The sequence below is a fragment of the Chitinophagales bacterium genome, from assembly GCA_041392475.1.
Lineage (GTDB): Bacteria > Bacteroidota > Bacteroidia > Chitinophagales > UBA2359 > JAUHXA01.
Genome location: JAWKLZ010000003.1, coordinates 1,463,834 through 1,480,782 on the forward strand (window position 1 = coordinate 1,463,834; position 16,949 = coordinate 1,480,782).

The window sequence follows — 16,949 nt, forward strand, 5'->3', positions numbered from 1 at the left end:
TGTGTGGCAATCTTTTTGTTTGTTGAGTCAAAATGTTTTTGTATATTGCTATCCCTTACAATACACAAAAACAAATCTTATGCAAACTCCCTACTTTTCTCCTTCAAAATCGCTACTAATCCTCCTCGTTTTCCTCAGCACTGCTGCAATTTTTCATGCCTGTGTGAAAGAGCAAGACATTATCAAAGAAAGCTCTGCGGTACACAACAGTTACATCACTCCAACTGATGATGACCAACTCATTTACACCAATATTTTCGGTTTGGTGGTCGATGAAAACGAAAATCCAATTGGCGACTGCGAAGTTTTGTTGAAAACAATCAACGGTTTCAAAACGACAACAACCGATGAATTCGGAAACTTTACCTACTTCAATGCGCTCGTATTGCGAAAAGGGGCCTTTGTGAAAATTCGCAAGGTAGATAAATTTGAAGGTTTTCGGAAAATAAATGTGACCGAAAACAGCTACAATTACACCAAAATCAAACTGTTGGATAAAAAAGCGGTGGGTTCGGTGACTTCAATTGTAGGAGGAAAACTTACGCATGAAAGTGGCGCACAAATAGAGCTTCCCGCCAATGGAGTTCGCTATCAAAATGGAGCAACCTATACTGGAAGTGTGGAAGTGGTCATGTCTTGGATTGACCCAACTTCACAGGATTTGACGACTCAAATGGTGGGTGATTTGAGTGGCATAGATTCAGATGGCAAACAAGTTGCATTGCAGACTTTTGGGATGTTGACGGTAGAATTGTTGGCAAACAATGGTGAAGAATTGCAGTTGAAGGAAGGAAAAACTGCCATGCTTTCGTTTCCTGTTCCCACCGAAATTTTGGCGCAAGCCCCTCCCACGATTCCACTTTGGTACTACGACGAAGAATTGGGAACGTGGGTCGAAGAAGGGTCTGCAACACTGCAAGATGGGTTTTATGTTGGTGAAGTAAGTCATTTCAGTTCTTGGAATGTGGATGTTAAAACAGAACGCATCGCAGTGAGAGGAACAGTTTTTACCCAAATAAATGAAGTGGATTTGGTGACACCTTATTTGCAGGTCTTGGTCACAATTGAAGGAATGGGGCAATATGGCGGATATTTGGACAAAAGTGGTGAATTTGAGTTTTACAATTTCCCTTCAAATACACCTTTCACTTTGACCGTTTTAGACCGATGTGCAGAAGTGATTTTTGAAGAAGAATTTGAAGGTTTCTCAGTAGATACAGATTTGGGAACATTGGCGGTATTGGCACAACCTAATAATTTTGTGACAGTTACAGGTTCAGGAGTGGGTTGTGATGGGAATGTGGTGACGGATGGTTATGTGCTATTTAAGCTGAATGGAAATTCTACTTTGTTGTATCCATTGAAAGAAGATGGCGCTTTTGAGTTTGTGGTGAATGTATGTAATGAAACGGAAGGGGAGATTAGTTTGGTGGATTTGACCACAAATAAGACTAATGGATTTCAACCAATTTCCTTATTTTCCAATCCCACGAATATAGGTGAAATGGAAGCTTGCGAAGAAATACTTCCTCCTAGTATTGTAGCCTTAATTGGTAGTGGATTAGAGTTTTACTTTGATTTGGCAACAGCGGTTGTTACTCCCAGTGACATAGGAGGTTATTCCATTTTAATTAAAGGATTGGGTACTGAACACTACTACGACGGGATAAGGATAGAAATTGATAATGTAACAGGTACAGGTACTTACCAAAATGTCAGGGGGTCTGTGGTTAGCAATAATTCGGCAACTATAATTTATAATTTCCTTTTTATTGAATCTACTACAAGCATGGAAATTACCCACTTTAGCGAAAATTTAGGAGGCAGAATTAGAGGTACTTTTAAGGGGCAGGTACGAGATAAAGTTTATGGAAGTGAAACGTATCTCCCTATATCTGGTACTTTTGATGTAATCCGTTAATGAAATTTCCCAAACAACTCTGTGTTCAATCTACCGGGTGCATCCTAAATTGTCATGCTTTGAAAAATTATTTGGCAACTGGTGACGGTGCTACGCACCTTAAAAACTTTGGTTCTTTGACAAAATCTGTGATTTGAGACTTCGGAAGTTTGCCGCTTAAAAAATCAGTAAACTATTTCGCTAAAAATGAATCTCTTATAAAATGAAACTTCCGAAGTCTTTAGCGCTCCCACAAAAATTGTCAAAGAACCAAAACTTTTTATCTTATAGGCTCTACAAACAGGGTCGGAGCTATGCTCCTAAGAAAGTGCGTATCAGGAGCCTAGCTCCTGACTCTGTTTGTAGAACTTCAAAAGTTTTGCCTACAAAAAACAAAAACCTCTGTATCTCAGTGCCTCCGTGTTCATCTTTTACCACGGCTCAGTTTTGAAGTTAATCAACGGAATATCTACCGCCAAAAACGCTTGAATACGGTAGTTCAGTTTGTCATTGAAAATAGCAGACGGTTTGATGCCTTCCTCGCCTCGAATCGTCCGCAACATCGGCCCTGCTTGAATACCAATGCCCCACGACATCGGAGATTTGGCGCAACCTTTGATGATTTGAAGCCCAGGAGCCAAGATATTTTCCAGCCGCAATTCGGGCAAAGCTTCGGTGCTATCGTCGTTCATTCGGAACGCCGTCACTGCACCAATGTCAATCACCGACAAAAACACAGACCAAGAACCACCCGATTTGTATTCTTTTTTGGAGTCCAAGCCCTCCTTGCGCTTGCGAATTCCCTTGCTAAAACTCATGCCCACAGGAGCATAAATGCCAATCGTGCTGTTCCATTGGTTCAATTCGGTCAAATATTCACCCGACACAAAACCGCCCAAATAGGCATTCAAGGCCACATTGCTTTTCGTATCTCTTTTGATGCGGGCACTACCCACAGGCAAAACCGTTGCCTCGATTACCGTTTTCACGCCCACAGCATCCTCCGCCTCCGCCAAAGCCGCCATGAAAGTGCCATACTTCAAAAACTGCTTTCTAAACTGAGAGTTCTCAAAATCGTCCTTCATGCTTTTGTCCAACATCACAATCAAATTCAACACCGCCGTACTAAAATTGCGGGTATGCAAATCGTAATACACCTCGCCGCCAATGTCCGCCAAGTCCACAAAATTGTGGACTTCACCACTTACATTGATGCCGCTTACCGCCTTGTCAATCGTCAGCAAGTGCTTCAACAAATTGACGGTAGCCGCATAATAGGTGTGGTAGTCACGGTAAGAAAAATCCTCCGAAAGTGCTTTTTTCTCCCTCACCGTTTTCAGGTGATTGTCCAAAATCTCCACTCTGTCCACCATGCCCGTCAAAAAACTTTCGATGGGATTGAAGTCCTCCGCAAAACCCCCCAAAATGGCCTGCAAACTTTTGGCTTCGCCCTCCACAAAAAACTCAATAGTAGCCGCTTCTGATTTTTGATACATCAAGCCCAAGAAAATTCGAAGGGTCGGACGGTCGAGTTTTTTCCAATCTGCTTTGGTAATCCATAGCCGTTCAACTTCAATTGTTTCTGCATCTTCTTCATAACTTTCACCTGCCACTGCTTGCCGCAAATTGTCAGAAAAAAAATGCAGCATTTTGATACCATTGACAAAATTTTCAGAAGCAGGATTCTCCAATACTTCTGTAAAATCTTCATGCGTTGCCAACACCTCCAACATCTCCGCAGGGTTTGCTCCTTCAATGAATTGATTCAACAAAACAGTCGTTGCAATGAACAACTTGCTTTCTCCTTGCTCAAAAAAACGTTGGTATTCTGCCATGCGTTCCTTGCAATTCGGTTCGTCATTGCCGCAGTCAAAATCGGTCAAACGCTTCAATGACAACAATCTATTCGGAATGTTTTCCATGTCTTTTTTGACCGCTTCTCGCAGTGCAGGCACCATTGCAGCGTATTGATAGGACTCAAACAATTGCAGAAATTCAGAAGATTGGGACAGCAAAAGCGGAAATTCGGGATAGTCTTTGAAGGTTTCTTGCAGCCGTTCAAAATAGGACACATAGATTTCTTCTTTAGAACGCTCAATTAAAAACTGCGCCAACCCGTCTGCAAAACGGCTCACTTTCATGCCGCCAATGGCCGAAAAAGCAGATTTTTTTTGCCGATTGACCTTCAAAACTGCCTCTGCTGATTCGGCATTGCTCATTAAAAGTCCTTCGGGCATTAATGGTTCTAAAAATGGATTTTTGACATCATACGGAGCATCGCCAAATCCTGTATAAGAATCCACCACCATTTCAGTGGTCAAATCCTCGTTGGTATCCAAGTATTTAGCCAGTATTGATGACCACTTTTCAACGGTTGCCACGTCTTTGGTCTGAAAACCTGAGCCATCTTCTTTCAAATATTTGGCGAGTTCAATGGCATCGTAATACGCATTTTGAGCCATTGAAGGATGGACATGGCAGAGAAAAAGTACAAGAAAAAAATTGAAGTGTAGGAAGTAGGATTTCATGCGATTAGGGTTTTGAGTTGGTTAAGAGCAGCCAAAGGATTGACGATTTTGAAGTCATTGTTTGCAGTAGCTGTTTCTTCGATGATTTGAGCATATTTTTCGGGGCTGACCTCCAAATTGTTGGCTATGGCATAACTTTTCAGCAATGCCAAAACACCTGTCACATAAGCAGTTGCCATACTCGAGCCAGAATCCAATTTGTAGGGTGGGTCGGTGAAAGTGGATTGGATGTTGATGCCAGGCGCAACGATGTCCACTGCTTTGTATTTGTGAAAATTTTCATTGGTTTGACATTCTTGATCCATATCTGCCACGCCAATACAGTTGTCATAGGTAGCAGGATAGGGGTACTTGCTGGTAGCCCCTACAAAAATCACCCTGTCTTTGGCTCTATTCAAAAGCTGTTTGATGCCATCGTGTTCGACACGCACGCTAAAACTCATGGACACGATATCTGCTTTCGCTACATTGATGGCCCATTTCAAAGCTGCATAAATCCGTTCATTGGTCACATCAAAATCCGATTCTGCAATTTTGGCTACATAGAGTTTCACTTTTGGCGCAATGCCCAGCACTTCTGCATTTTCTTGCCCTTTTGCACAAACGATTCCTGCACAATGCGTTCCATGACCGTCATTGTCGTTGGCATCTCCAGTGTCAGCAGTAAAATCTTTGGTCGCTTCAAAGCTTAGGTCAGGATGCGTCAAACATATTCCCGAATCCAACATCGCTACTTTCACCTTTTCGCCTTTGGCGTCTGCCCATATTTCGTTGATATGGTAATCTGCAATCTGCCATGCCAGCCCTTCTTCTAAAGCGATATCAGGAGCAGGAACAGGTTCTTCGTCTTCTTCCGAAATCTCCCTATCCTCCGACGGTTGAGGCACTTCCTCCCAATCTTCATCTTCCATTGCAGCAGCCTCTGGTTCTTCATCGTCCTCAAACATGTCGAAATCTTCGTTCTCTATATCGTCATCATCATCTAATCCTCTGTCAAATATTTCGTTTTCTAAAATCTCATCCTCTATTTCGTCAAATAGTAAATCGTCATCAAAATCATCAAAATCATCAAAGTCTTCAAAGTCTTCAGAAAAATCTTCGTCATCTTCTTCAAAGATAGGAGATGGCTCACCAATAAAATCATCTATATCCTCTTCTCCCGTTTCGTCGTATTGTTTGCTTCTCCATGCTTGCCATACTACATAGCCTATTGCAGCTATGAGCGAGTTGATTATTATGTATCTAATTTTGTTCATAATTTTCTTTTTTAAGATTTTTATATTGCTCTAAAATACAATTTTTTTGTTACTATCCACCTTCTATCCTCTATGGTGAAAAAATAAATTCAAAAATGAGCTAAAACGGAATCAATTCTTCCTATTACTACGGAATATCATCAATACAGAAACTTGTATTTGTGAGCCATAGCCATCAAGCTAAGGTTTGCTTGTTTCTCATACAGCATTGAACAGGAAGTTTTAATAAAAAAGAAGCACACTATACACATGAACTATAAGAAAACTCCCTTTCTATTATTTGTTCTTGTTCAATACTTAATGCTTATGTTAATTACTAAACTTGATGGCTATGATTTGTGAGCATTATCAGCTTTGGATTAATTTAATCGGTGTGATGCGGACGATTCGGTTTAGCCGAAGTACCATAGGCGTTCACACTCTCAATCTCGACCCCATTTTCACTGAACCGCACCAACTCGATATACGATTCCCCTGCATAACCCTTGTACTACCCATTCTCTTGTTTTTTGAAGTACATCGTTGTAAGCATTTTTCACAACCGTCATTTCCTTCAACAAGATGCTTGCAGCATGACAAAAGCAAGAAAAAGAAGACTCCACTCTATTTGTCATCGGACATCGGATAAAGACATCGGAAGCCTTCAAGATTTCCGATGTCTCAAAAATGCCAAAACTTCTTATATTTGCTGTATATTCATCAATTATTCAGTTTAAAATACAAGATGAGCCAAGCCATTCCCATCAAAATATTCATCGCCTACGCCCGATTAGACACGCCCTATTTGGAGCAACTAAGAAGGCATCTCTATCCACTGGAACTGAACGGAATAGTTGAAGTTTGGTACGATGGAGTGATCGCTCCTGGTCAAAAATGGGAACAACACATCAAAAACAACCTAAAAGCAGCGAGAATCATCCTGCTTTTGGTCAGCGTTAATTCGCTCAATTCCAAATATTTCTACGAAGAAGAAATGAAACAGGCATTGGAGCGCCACAACAAGGGCGAAGTAATTGTGATTCCCGTTATTCTCGAACACTGTATGTGGGACTTCACGCCCCTTGCCCAACTACAAGCCCTTCCCAAAGATGGTATTCCCATCGAAGACTGGGACAAACCCAACAAAGCCTACCACAATGTAGTCAGAGGCATACACCTCTCTATCAAAGAATTCAAAGCAAAAGAAAAAGCTGCAACAGAGGAGGAACTTCAAAAGGAAAGAGAAGCCAAGCGAAAAGCGGAGGAAGAAAAAGAAAGAACCAAACAATTGAAGGCAAAAGAAAAGGCTGCAATAGAGGAAAAACTTCAAAAGGAGAGGGAAGCGAAGCGAAAAGCAGCGGTAGAAGAAGCCAAACGATTGAAGGAACAAGAAAAACTCTCCCAACTCCCGCTTCCAATCCAAAAACTGCTTCAAGATATGGTAGCCATTGAAGGGGGTAGCTTTCAAATGGGAGGAAAAGAATATGAAGATGAAAAACCTGTCCATACTGTCACCGTACCCAGTTTTGGAATGGCAAAATACCCCGTCACCCAAGCGCAATGGCGGGCAGTGATGGGCAGCGACCCACCTAAACTGGGCTTCAAAGGCTGTGACGATTGTCCTGTGGAAAGGGTGAGTTGGGACGATTGCCAAGAGTTTATTCAGAAATTAAACGAACTAACGGGCAAAAACTTTCGACTGCCGAGTGAAGCAGAATGGGAATTTGCAGCAAGAGGTGGGAACAAAAGTAGAGGTTTCGTGTATGCAGGAAGTAATGATATGGAAGAAGTGGCCTGGTACGGTAAAAATTCGGGTGATAAAACACATCCTGTTGGCAGAAAAAAAGCCAATGAATTGGGTTTGTACGACATGAGCGGAAATGTGTGGGAGTGGTGTGCAGACGATTGGCATGAGAATTATGAACATGCTCCGAAGGATGGAAGGGCTTGGGTAGAGACTTCAAGAGGCAGTAAGCGCTTGGTTCGTGGCGGGTCTTGGATCAACGATGACCACAGCTGCCGTGTGGCTAACCGCTTCAGGGACATCCACTACATTCGAAGCTACAACATCGGATGTCGTTTATCCTGGTACTTTTAGCTTTGGCTCTTTTTCACTTTTACCCTTTTCCGCTTTTTTTCTTTTACTGCCGAGCGAAGCGAGGCTCGATTTTTTTAGGACTACTTCATTTTTCTATCTCTCTTTTTTCAATCCATTCCATTAATTCATCTGTTGTAATACAATTTAGAAATCCTTTTGAAAGGAGTGTCCTCAATAATTTTAAATCTCCTGTCCACAAAACACCATCCAAATATTTTGTTACCGCTACAAAAGGTAGGTCATCGATATCTACATCTCGAACAAGGGACGCAGATTCAGCCCAAATTCTCATAGGAATTTGTATATCAGAGATAAAATCAATTTTCTTGTAAATTTGAAAAATTACTTCATCAACATCTTCTTCAGAAGTTTTAGCCAATTTCAAAATCTTATCTCTATGCCTATCAATTTCTTGCCTCAAATATTCAGTAGAAAAAAACTCAAGCTGCTCGTTATTGTTGAAGATGATTTCACCAATATTACTTTTGGGGTTGAGTATTGCACTGAAAACAATATTGGTGTCTAAAATAATGATTTTCATGTTTCACAATTTAAGATTCTTCAATACCTGGAAATCTGTGTTTATTCTTCTCCCACCAACCTTTTTTTACTTCTTTAGCCAAATCATCAATTTGATTTTGAGTAGCCTTACTGTTTTTGATGGCTTGTTTGTAAGATAAATAATCCAACATTCTTTGAATATCACTCACTTCTAAATCCAAAGGCAATCTGATAATGATTTCTTGATTTGTTCTTTCAATAGTTAGCATAATACAAGGTTTTTAGTATTCAACTTGAAAATATAGAAATTAGTTCTGCCAATAGAACATTTACACTGCATAGAGTGCGAATTCGGCGACACTTGAAAAGTTCGCCGACATTTGAACGAAAGGACAGCTATCGAATTCCCAACGCCACATACACCGTATCTGCCTCCTCAAATACCCGTTTTTTATCCAAAGTCATGACCTTCAATCGCTGTTCTGCAAACATTTCCATCTGGTCAGTGTGATGCGGACGATTCGGTTTAGCCGAAGTACCATAGGCGTTGACACTCTCAATCTCGACCCCATTTTCACTGAATCGCACCAACTCGATGTACGATTCCCCCGCATAGCCCTTGTACTGCCCAGTCTCCTGTTTTTTGGAGTACATCGCCGCCAGCACATCGGGCGCACCACCGAGCGCAATATTCACCTCATCTCGAATATGCCTTTGCAGCGAACCCAAAGGTATTTGCAGCTTTTGGTAGTCCGCCAACAATTCCGTTTTAGCCTTTAGAACCGCAGCCGCACATTCTTCCTCGCTGACCACATTGCCAATGACAAACCTATCTGCCGCCTTTAGAGAATCCTTCAAATTGTTGTAAGACAAGATAAAAAGCGCAGCAGTCGTGTTTTCGATATTGTTTTTTCTGTCCCATTGATTCAAAAGTCGGATGGCATCTGCAATATTGGGAAACTTTGCAGCGTCCAATTGAAGGAGGAGTTCGAGGTTTTGAATGGTCGGTTGAGTGAGTTTTGAAGGATATTGCTGGTCGTATTTGATGCGTTTGAAATCTTCATAGTTAAGGCTGTCATATTGTGTAATCAATTCCATGAATCGGCTCGAACGGTTGTTTTCGGCATGAGTCGCTTGGAAGCCCATGAGTTTATTCAAAGGCGTTTCTACAGGATTGCCGATGCTATCACTTGAAGAGAAAGGCGTATTGTTGGTGTTGAAGACATAGCCCGAAGCGGGATTCAAAACTTGTGGCAAACTATCAATAGGATAGTAATTTGTTTTCCAAAGTGTAGCAGAAGTATCGCCAGGTAATACTTCTTGCCAAGCATAGTTGGGGTTGCGGACGGGAATTCGACCATTGCTGATGTAGAAAATATTGTCTTCTCGGTCGGCATAAACGATGTTGGTACACGGGATTCCCTGCATCTCCAAAGCCTTTTTGAAGTCCGCAAAATTTTTCGCTTTGTTCATTCTGTACCATTGTTCGGCAGCACGAATGTCGAGATTGACCGTATATCGCCACGCAAAAAAGCCGTCATCGGTCTCAAAAGTCGGCCCGTATTTGCTTTGGTAAATGGTCTTTCGGATGGGAATTTTGATGAATTTCCAAAGTTTGAGCCACGACCAATAATGTGTTGTTTCCAAGGTGAGCCATTCACCATCAAAGCGGTATTGAAGGTCATTGTCGGGGTTCATAGTTAGTTGATAGACATCCGAAAAGTCAGCATGATTGACCGTATGCGCCCAGCCCAAGTTTTCATTTGTGCCGTGAAAAATGTTCACACCACCAGGGAAAGTTCCGCCCAAAATGTTCATGCCCTCATTGCTCACCAAATGCGCTTCATACCAAGAGTACCAACCTTCAAGGGGTTGATGTGAATTGATGGCGAGATAGGTTTTGCCGTCTGTGGTTTTTTTGCGGCTGATGGCGATGGCGTTTGAGCCTTTAGGCCTCCCTTTTGTCCCCTCCAAAGGAAGGGATTTGATATCGTTTTTGATTTTGCCGCCCATAATTCGCTGCAAATCGTTGCCTGCACCCGAAATGTCCACCATGCCAAGCAAATAACCCATAATTACATCTTGTCCCCTCAACGGAAACAAATCACTTAACAAAATTTCTTCGGGATGCAAAGCGGCATAAGCGTTTGCACCATCCACAAAAGATTGCAGCACGTTCCGAAAATCTGCCGCCAAGTCTTGCTCATAGCGTTCTTCCACGATTTCACGCAAACCCATAAATTTCACGCCAAAATCCGCAACAATACCATCTTGTCCTTTCACTTCGCCCAACATTCCCTTGATGGCCAACATTTGTTCCTGCATCGTTTTGAAGTCGTCCTCACATTGTACCCATGCCAAACCATAAGCGACCTCCGCATCAGTTGGGGCAAATATATGCGGCACGCCCCATTGGTCTCTGACGATTTTTATTTGTTCGAGTGGAATGCTCTCAGAAACAGGTTGATTGCAGGAAGTCATTCCTATTAGTAGCAAACAAAATATGAAATTTGAAGTGGAATTAATCATAATAAATGTGTTCAATTCAAGTGGTTTTATGGATATTTGCGCCCCTTAATGTAGTAAAACTTAGAATATTTGCAATGATAAATAGATATGCCGATTTAATTGACCAAACTTTCTACTTCCCACAAGATGGATTCAAAGTAGTAGATGGATACTTGTACTTCAATGATGTGCCATTGAAGGAACTCATAGATACCTATGGCACACCTTTTCGATTGACGTATTTGCCAAAGATTACCAGTCAGATACAGAAAGCCAAAGGCTTGTTCAACAAAGCTATCGAAAAGCACAATTACCAAGGGAATTACCGCTATTGTTATTGCACCAAAAGTAGTCATTTTAAGCATGTCTTGGAAGAGGTGATGAAAAATGGTGTACAATTGGAGACTTCTTCTGCCTTTGATATAGATTTGCTGCGAAAACTCTATATAGAAGGGAAGGTTCAAAAAAACACGATTATCGTTAACAATGGCTTCAAAAATGAGCGTTATTTGAGGAAAATCAGTGAATTAATAAACGATGGTTTTTATAATGTTGTGCCTGTCTGCGACAATGCCGAAGAATTGAATGCGTATGAGCAGATGGTCGAAAAATCTCCCTGCAATGTAGGGTTGAGAGTCGCAACAGAAGAAGAACCGAATTTTGAATTTTACACCTCTCGCTTGGGGATTCGACATTCAGAAGTGATTCCTTTCTATCAAAACAAAATCGCCAACAATCCCAAGTTTCGCTTGCGAATGTTGCACTTTTTTGTGGACAAAGGTATTCGAGACAACATGTACTATTGGGGGGAGTTCAAGCGAACATTGAAGCTTTATTGTGCTTTGCGAAAAGTTTGTCCTACTCTAAAAGCTATCAATATTGGTGGTGGTATGCCCATCAAAAATTCTTTGGGATTTGAATACGATTACGAATACATGATTTCAGAAATTGTGTCACAAATCAAAGATGCTTGTGATGAAGAAAATATCCCTCATCCCGAGATTTTTACCGAATTTGGCAAATATACCGTTGGAGAAAGCGGAGCAGCGATTTTTTCGGTTTTAGGACAGAAACAACAAAATGATTCTGAACTTTGGTATATGATTGACAACTCGCTAATCAACACACTCCCAGATACTTGGGGAATTGGCGAACGCTTCATCTTATTGCCTATCAATAAGTGGAACAATGAATTTGGTCGGGTCAATATTGGCGGTTTGAGCTGCGACAATGCAGATTACTACAATTCAGAAGTGCATGTAGGTCAGGTATATATGCCTCGGTATAAAGGGACTGACGAACAACTTTATTTGGGCTTTTTTCATACTGGAGCATATCAGGAAGCTTTGGGTGGTTATGGAGGCGTTCAGCATTGCTTGATTCCTTCTCCTCAGCACATCATTGCAGATTTAGATGAAAATGGCCAACTTCGACATTGGCAACATGCGCCACAGCAAACAGCGGAGGATATGCTAAGAATACTTGGATATTAAATGAGGATTTAAGATAGACGGTATTTGATGTAGGATTTGTGGTTTTTTAATCTTGAAAATCTTAATTCACACATCATGTCATCATGTATCTTAAATCTGTGCATTTTGCGACAAGTTTTAATTAATTTATCGAAGATTTACTTCAAAAACAACTTACTTCAATGAAAAATACACAAAAAGGACCTGTTTCTCAGTTTATTGAAAACCATTACCTTCACTTCAATGCTGCCGCACTCGTTGATGCTGCAAAAGGCTATCAAGCGCATTTGGACAAGGGCGGCAAAATGATGATTACGCTTGCAGGGGCGATGTCAACGGCTGAATTGGGTAAGTCTTTGGCAGAAATCATTCGTCAAGGAAAGGTTGACATCATCACCTGTACGGGGGCAAACTTGGAGGAAGACATCTTCAATTTGGTGGCGCATGATTTTTACAAGCGCATACCCAATTACCGAGATTTGAGTCCACAAGATGAGTGGGATTTACTTCAAAATCACTACAATCGTGTTACCGACACTTGCATTCCCGAAATGGAGGCAATGCGCCGAATTGAAGACTCGATGATGGAAATTTGGCTAAAAGCACACGAAGCAGGTGAAAGTTATTTTCCACACGAATATTTTTACCAACTCATTCGCAGCGGCAAATTGGAGCAATACTACCAAATTGACACCAAAAATTCGTGGATGTTGGCGGCTTGTGAAAGGAACATTCCAATCGTTGTGCCAGGATGGGAAGATTCTACACTCGGCAATATGTTTGCAAGTCATTGTATCACACAGGAGATTACGCCAAACATTTTGAAGGGAGGGATTCAATACATGATTTGGTTGGCAGATTGGTATGAGCAGAATATGGGCGATACAGGGATTGGTTTTTTCCAAATTGGAGGAGGCATTGCAGGAGATTTTCCGATTTGTGTCGTGCCGATGTTGACCCAAGATTTGGAGAAAGATTATATCAAATGTTGGGGTTATTTCTGTCAAATTTCGGATTCTACAACGAGTTATGGCTCGTATTCTGGTGCTGTTCCCAACGAAAAAATCACTTGGGGCAAATTGACGGTCGATACGCCGAGTTATATCATTGAATCAGATGCGACGATTGTTGCGCCCTTGATATTTGCTTGGTTGTTGAATTGGTAAAATTCATAAAAGCAAGATTACAAAAGTTTTCAAAACTTTTGTAATCTATTAAAAATACTTTTTTGCTTTGAATAAACAACAAAAAATCAATGCTTTCGATCCAAACGCCTACGCCTGTGCGAATGGGTGTTTGTTTGGTTTGCCCTTCGATTATGAAGATGCAAAGGTGGTCTTATTGCCTGTGCCGTGGGAAGTGACGGTTTGAAGCCAATCTATGTCCAAATACGGGAACGCCTGTTGCAGGTGGTTTTGAATTGTATGAGGTGTTTTATTTGCTGAAAAAATTGGTGCTTTCGGGACGGCAGATTATTGGTTTTGACTTGTGTGAGGTGTCGCTTGATTCGGAAAATGAAGGGAATGAAGGGAATGAATGGGATGCGAATGTGGGGGCGAGGGTGTTGTATCGGTTGATTAATTGGGGTGGTATGCAAGAAGTAGAAGTTTTGTAAGTGAATAAAAGAGGTACAGAAAATTATTATTTGAGGGCAGCTATCAAAAAAGCACTTCAGTACAAGTCAGCTTGTGAGCATGTTCAAAAGGCACTGGAATTGGGGATGTATTTGGTGGAGAGTGAAATGGAGAGAATGTATAATTAAAAATTTAAGTAAACCATTTCTTTTTAATTTTGTTTATATTATGGGTTAGAATTATTTTGTTAATTTTACCCCAATCTTCCCTCAAACAATCATTCTTACCCTACAAAAATCATCAATGAAAAACCTCTTGCGTTTAGACCTTTCCAACTTCAAAGGAGATTTATTTGGCGGTTTGACCGCAGGTATTGTAGCCCTTCCATTGGCACTCGCATTTGGTGAGCAGACAGAATTGGGAGCCATTGCAGGATTGTATGGAGCAATTGCTATTGGCGTTTTAGCAGCCTTTTTTGGAGGCACACCCACACAAGTAAGTGGGCCAACTGCTCCTATGACCGTTGTTTCGGCTTTGATTATTGCAGATGCAGTGCAGTATATGGGAGGTGATTTGAGTCTTGCTTTTCCCATTATCATTGCTACTTTTGTCATTGCAGGGCTAATAGAAGCTTTGTTTGGCGTATTCAGGTTGGGGCGATACATTCGATTTTTTCCTTATCCCGTTGTATCGGGTTTTATGAGTGGTATTGGAGTCATCATCATCATCACCCAAATTTTTCCACTTTTCGGTGTATCTGCTCCTGTAGGTGGGTCACTGGGAACGATTCAATCCATTCACAAGATTCCCGAAATTGTCAATTACACCTCTGTCATAGTAGCTACTGTGACGATATTGATTATCTATTTCTTTCCAAAAGTTACCAAAAAAATTCCCTCAGCGTTGATGGCATTGGTGGTGGTTTCGTTGGCAGCGTTCTTTATTGTGCCTGCGGGAGATATTTTCCGAATCAATTCAGCAGGTGCGATACCAACAGGTTTACCCGATTTACAGTTTGGCTTTTTGAAGGTATTCGGAGACTTTCAGCACATGATGATTGTATTTGAGTATGCTTTTACTTTGGCAGCACTGGGAGCGATTGACTCTCTTTTGACTTCGGTAGTAGCGGATAATATGACCAAAACCAAACACAATAGCGATCAGGAGTTGATAGGGCAGGGGATTGGCAATATAGGTGCAGCACTCATTGGAGGACTCCCTGGTGCAGGAGCTACAATGCGGACAGTCATCAATATCAATTCTGGTGGTAAAACAAGGTTGTCAGGTATAATGGCAGGTTTGTTTTTGTTGGCAATTTTGTTGGGCTTGGGAACTTTGGTGGGTTATATTCCAAATGCCGTATTGGCTGGGATTTTGATAACGGTAGGCATCGGAATCATTGATTACAAGGGAATCAAACACATTAGAAGTGTTCCAAAATCTGATGCTTTTGTGATGCTTGTGGTTTTATTTTTGACCGTTTTTGTCGACTTGTTAGTGGCAGTAGCGATTGGAATGGTGTTATCTTCGATTTTGTTTATGAAAAAAGTATCCGAGGTGGTTGAAAATCAAACCTATTCTGCTCCTTTGAAAGAGTTTTCCCGAGAAGCAGCGTGGAATGATGAGGGCGATATCATTGACCGTCTTGGAGATAAAGTGTATATCAAGCACTTAGAAGGACCATTATTTTTTGGCTTCATTGCAAGGTTTCAAGAAATGGTGAAAAATCTGCCCAATATCACCGTTGTAGTTATTCGTATGGGAAAGGTTCCTTACGTGGATCAATCGGGTTTGTATGCTATGGAAGAAGCTATAATGGAGCTATTTCAAAAGAATGTGGCTGTTGTATTTACAGGCTTGGAAAAAGGCTCACAGCCTTATGATATGTTCAGGGCAATCAACTTAGTACCTGGCTTAGTAGATGAAAAATATTGTTTTGAAGATTTTCAAGCCTGTGCGGTTTGGTTAGAAGAGTATCTAAACAATCAAGAGATATTCTTAGATGATTTGGCAGGCAGACAATTGAAGGACGTAGAAAGATGATATTCTCATTGAATTAATTGTAGAACGAGAAAATGGTAGAATTGTAAATGTATGATTTACAATTCTACCATTTTTCATTTTGCTACAAGCATAAATCTTATTTTGCCCTTTTAAACAATCCTTTTTATCTTGCCGTTTCTACAAGTTCACCAAAACTATAGGAATGCTGACCTTCAAAAAAATAATAGACAAACTCTTTGGTCCCAAGTCAGAACTTATATTCACTTCAAAAATAGGAATCAAAGTATATCAACTCCATCTACATTCGCAATATTTGAAGCGAAATGTCTTGATAGATGTCTATTTACCCCCACATTATTTTTTAGACGATGATGTGACCTACCCAACCTTGTACTTCAATGATGGTCAAGATATGGAGGCGGTCAATTTGGTGCATGTATTAGAAGATTTATATGTATGGGAAGCTATGCAAAAGATAGTTGTAGTGGCTATTCATGCACAGAATCGAATGAAAGAATACGGAACCGCTGCCATTGCAGATTACAAAAATCGTGGAAACAAGGCTGCTGCCTATACCGATTTTATGCTCAAAGAACTGTTACCTTTTATCGAAATGCGGGGAAAATGTTCGGCTCATGCAATGGAAAAAGCCATTGCAGGTTTTTCATTGGGTGGTTTGTCTGCAATGGATATCGCTTGGCATCATCCCGATCAATTCAGCAAAATAGGTGTTTTTTCTGGTTCGTTTTGGTGGCATGAACACGACCTTCCAGACGCTGAAATCGATCAAGACCGAATCATGCACCGTTTGATACATCGTACCGAAAAAACGGGGGCACTCAAAATGTGGTTTCAAGCAGCAACTGAGGACGAAAAATCAGACCGCAACAACAACGGCATCATTGATGCGATTGACGACACCTTAGATTTGATTACCGCACTCGAAGAAAAGGGCTATAGAAAAGACGTGGACATTCGCTACGTAGAGGTAGAAGGAGGGAAGCACCATCCCAAAACTTGGGCTAAAGTATTGCCCGATTTCTTGACATGGATTTTTCCTGAAAAACGGTTATCTTTACTTGGAATGAAATAAGAGATTTTGCCTCTGGTTCAAAGAAAACCAAACTAA

General features: G+C 41.0%; 15 protein-coding genes. 9 read left to right on the forward strand and 6 right to left on the reverse strand.

The window, feature by feature from the left end; genetic code table 11:
• The first annotated feature begins 79 nt into the window (after positions 1-79).
• Positions 80-1,921: a hypothetical protein gene (locus tag R3E32_28650; GenBank protein ID MEZ4888730.1), complete on the forward strand. Its 1,842-nt coding sequence runs from the start codon at positions 80-82 to the stop codon at positions 1,919-1,921.
• Between the two features lie 410 nt (positions 1,922-2,331).
• Here the strand turns inward: R3E32_28650 and R3E32_28655 are convergent, their stop codons facing one another.
• The 3 genes from R3E32_28655 to R3E32_28665 all read right to left on the reverse strand — a co-directional run bounded on the left by R3E32_28655 (position 2,332) and on the right by R3E32_28665 (position 6,298).
• Positions 2,332-4,428, reverse strand: a complete 2,097-nt coding sequence (locus tag R3E32_28655) for a hypothetical protein (GenBank protein ID MEZ4888731.1) — start codon at positions 4,426-4,428, stop codon at positions 2,332-2,334.
• Positions 4,425-5,684, reverse strand: a complete 1,260-nt coding sequence (locus R3E32_28660) for a S8 family serine peptidase (GenBank protein ID MEZ4888732.1) — start codon at positions 5,682-5,684, stop codon at positions 4,425-4,427. Before R3E32_28660 ends, R3E32_28655 begins: the two co-directional genes overlap by 4 nt.
• 440 nt (positions 5,685-6,124) lie before the next feature.
• Positions 6,125-6,298 (reverse strand): hypothetical protein, encoded by a 174-nt coding sequence (locus R3E32_28665; protein ID MEZ4888733.1) that lies wholly within the window; start codon positions 6,296-6,298, stop codon positions 6,125-6,127.
• 110 nt (positions 6,299-6,408) lie between these two features.
• Here R3E32_28665 and R3E32_28670 point away from each other — a divergent pair, with 110 nt between their 5' ends.
• Positions 6,409-7,761: an SUMF1/EgtB/PvdO family nonheme iron enzyme gene (locus R3E32_28670; GenBank protein ID MEZ4888734.1), complete on the forward strand. Its 1,353-nt coding sequence runs from the start codon at positions 6,409-6,411 to the stop codon at positions 7,759-7,761.
• An 85-nt stretch (positions 7,762-7,846) separates the two neighbouring features.
• Here R3E32_28670 and R3E32_28675 read toward each other — a convergent pair whose 3' ends face one another.
• The 3 genes from R3E32_28675 to R3E32_28685 all read right to left on the reverse strand — a co-directional run bounded on the left by R3E32_28675 (position 7,847) and on the right by R3E32_28685 (position 10,758).
• The gene (locus R3E32_28675; protein MEZ4888735.1) at positions 7,847-8,302 is read right to left on the reverse strand and encodes a PIN domain-containing protein; all 456 of its coding nucleotides are present in this window, start codon (positions 8,300-8,302) and stop codon (positions 7,847-7,849) included.
• Between the two features lie 10 nt (positions 8,303-8,312).
• The gene (locus tag R3E32_28680) at positions 8,313-8,531 is read right to left on the reverse strand and encodes a hypothetical protein (GenBank protein MEZ4888736.1); all 219 of its coding nucleotides are present in this window, start codon (positions 8,529-8,531) and stop codon (positions 8,313-8,315) included.
• 127 nt (positions 8,532-8,658) lie between these two features.
• The gene (locus R3E32_28685) at positions 8,659-10,758 is read right to left on the reverse strand and encodes a penicillin acylase family protein (protein ID MEZ4888737.1); all 2,100 of its coding nucleotides are present in this window, start codon (positions 10,756-10,758) and stop codon (positions 8,659-8,661) included.
• 107 nt (positions 10,759-10,865) lie between these two features.
• Between R3E32_28685 and R3E32_28690 the strand changes: the two genes are divergently transcribed.
• The 7 genes from R3E32_28690 (at position 10,866) to R3E32_28720 (ending at position 16,913) form a co-directional block, all read left to right on the forward strand.
• On the forward strand, positions 10,866-12,263 hold the full coding sequence (locus R3E32_28690) for an arginine decarboxylase (protein ID MEZ4888738.1): 1,398 nt from the start codon (positions 10,866-10,868) through the stop codon (positions 12,261-12,263).
• 161 nt (positions 12,264-12,424) lie between these two features.
• Positions 12,425-13,408 (forward strand): deoxyhypusine synthase family protein, encoded by a 984-nt coding sequence (locus R3E32_28695; protein MEZ4888739.1) that lies wholly within the window; start codon positions 12,425-12,427, stop codon positions 13,406-13,408.
• Between the two features lie 67 nt (positions 13,409-13,475).
• Positions 13,476-13,613, forward strand: coding sequence for a hypothetical protein (locus R3E32_28700; protein ID MEZ4888740.1), 138 nt, complete (start codon positions 13,476-13,478; stop codon positions 13,611-13,613).
• 58 nt (positions 13,614-13,671) lie between these two features.
• Complete coding sequence (locus tag R3E32_28705; GenBank protein ID MEZ4888741.1) at positions 13,672-13,857, forward strand: hypothetical protein; 186 nt, start codon at positions 13,672-13,674, stop codon at positions 13,855-13,857.
• Entirely contained in the window at positions 13,858-14,004 is a 147-nt protein-coding gene (locus R3E32_28710) for a hypothetical protein (GenBank protein ID MEZ4888742.1), read from the forward strand. It begins immediately after the preceding gene.
• 115 nt (positions 14,005-14,119) lie between these two features.
• Complete coding sequence (locus R3E32_28715; GenBank protein ID MEZ4888743.1) at positions 14,120-15,859, forward strand: SulP family inorganic anion transporter; 1,740 nt, start codon at positions 14,120-14,122, stop codon at positions 15,857-15,859.
• A 163-nt stretch (positions 15,860-16,022) separates the two neighbouring features.
• A complete protein-coding gene (locus R3E32_28720) occupies positions 16,023-16,913 on the forward strand; it encodes an alpha/beta hydrolase-fold protein (protein ID MEZ4888744.1) in 891 nt (296 codons plus the stop codon).
• The last annotated feature ends 36 nt before the right edge of the window (positions 16,914-16,949 follow it).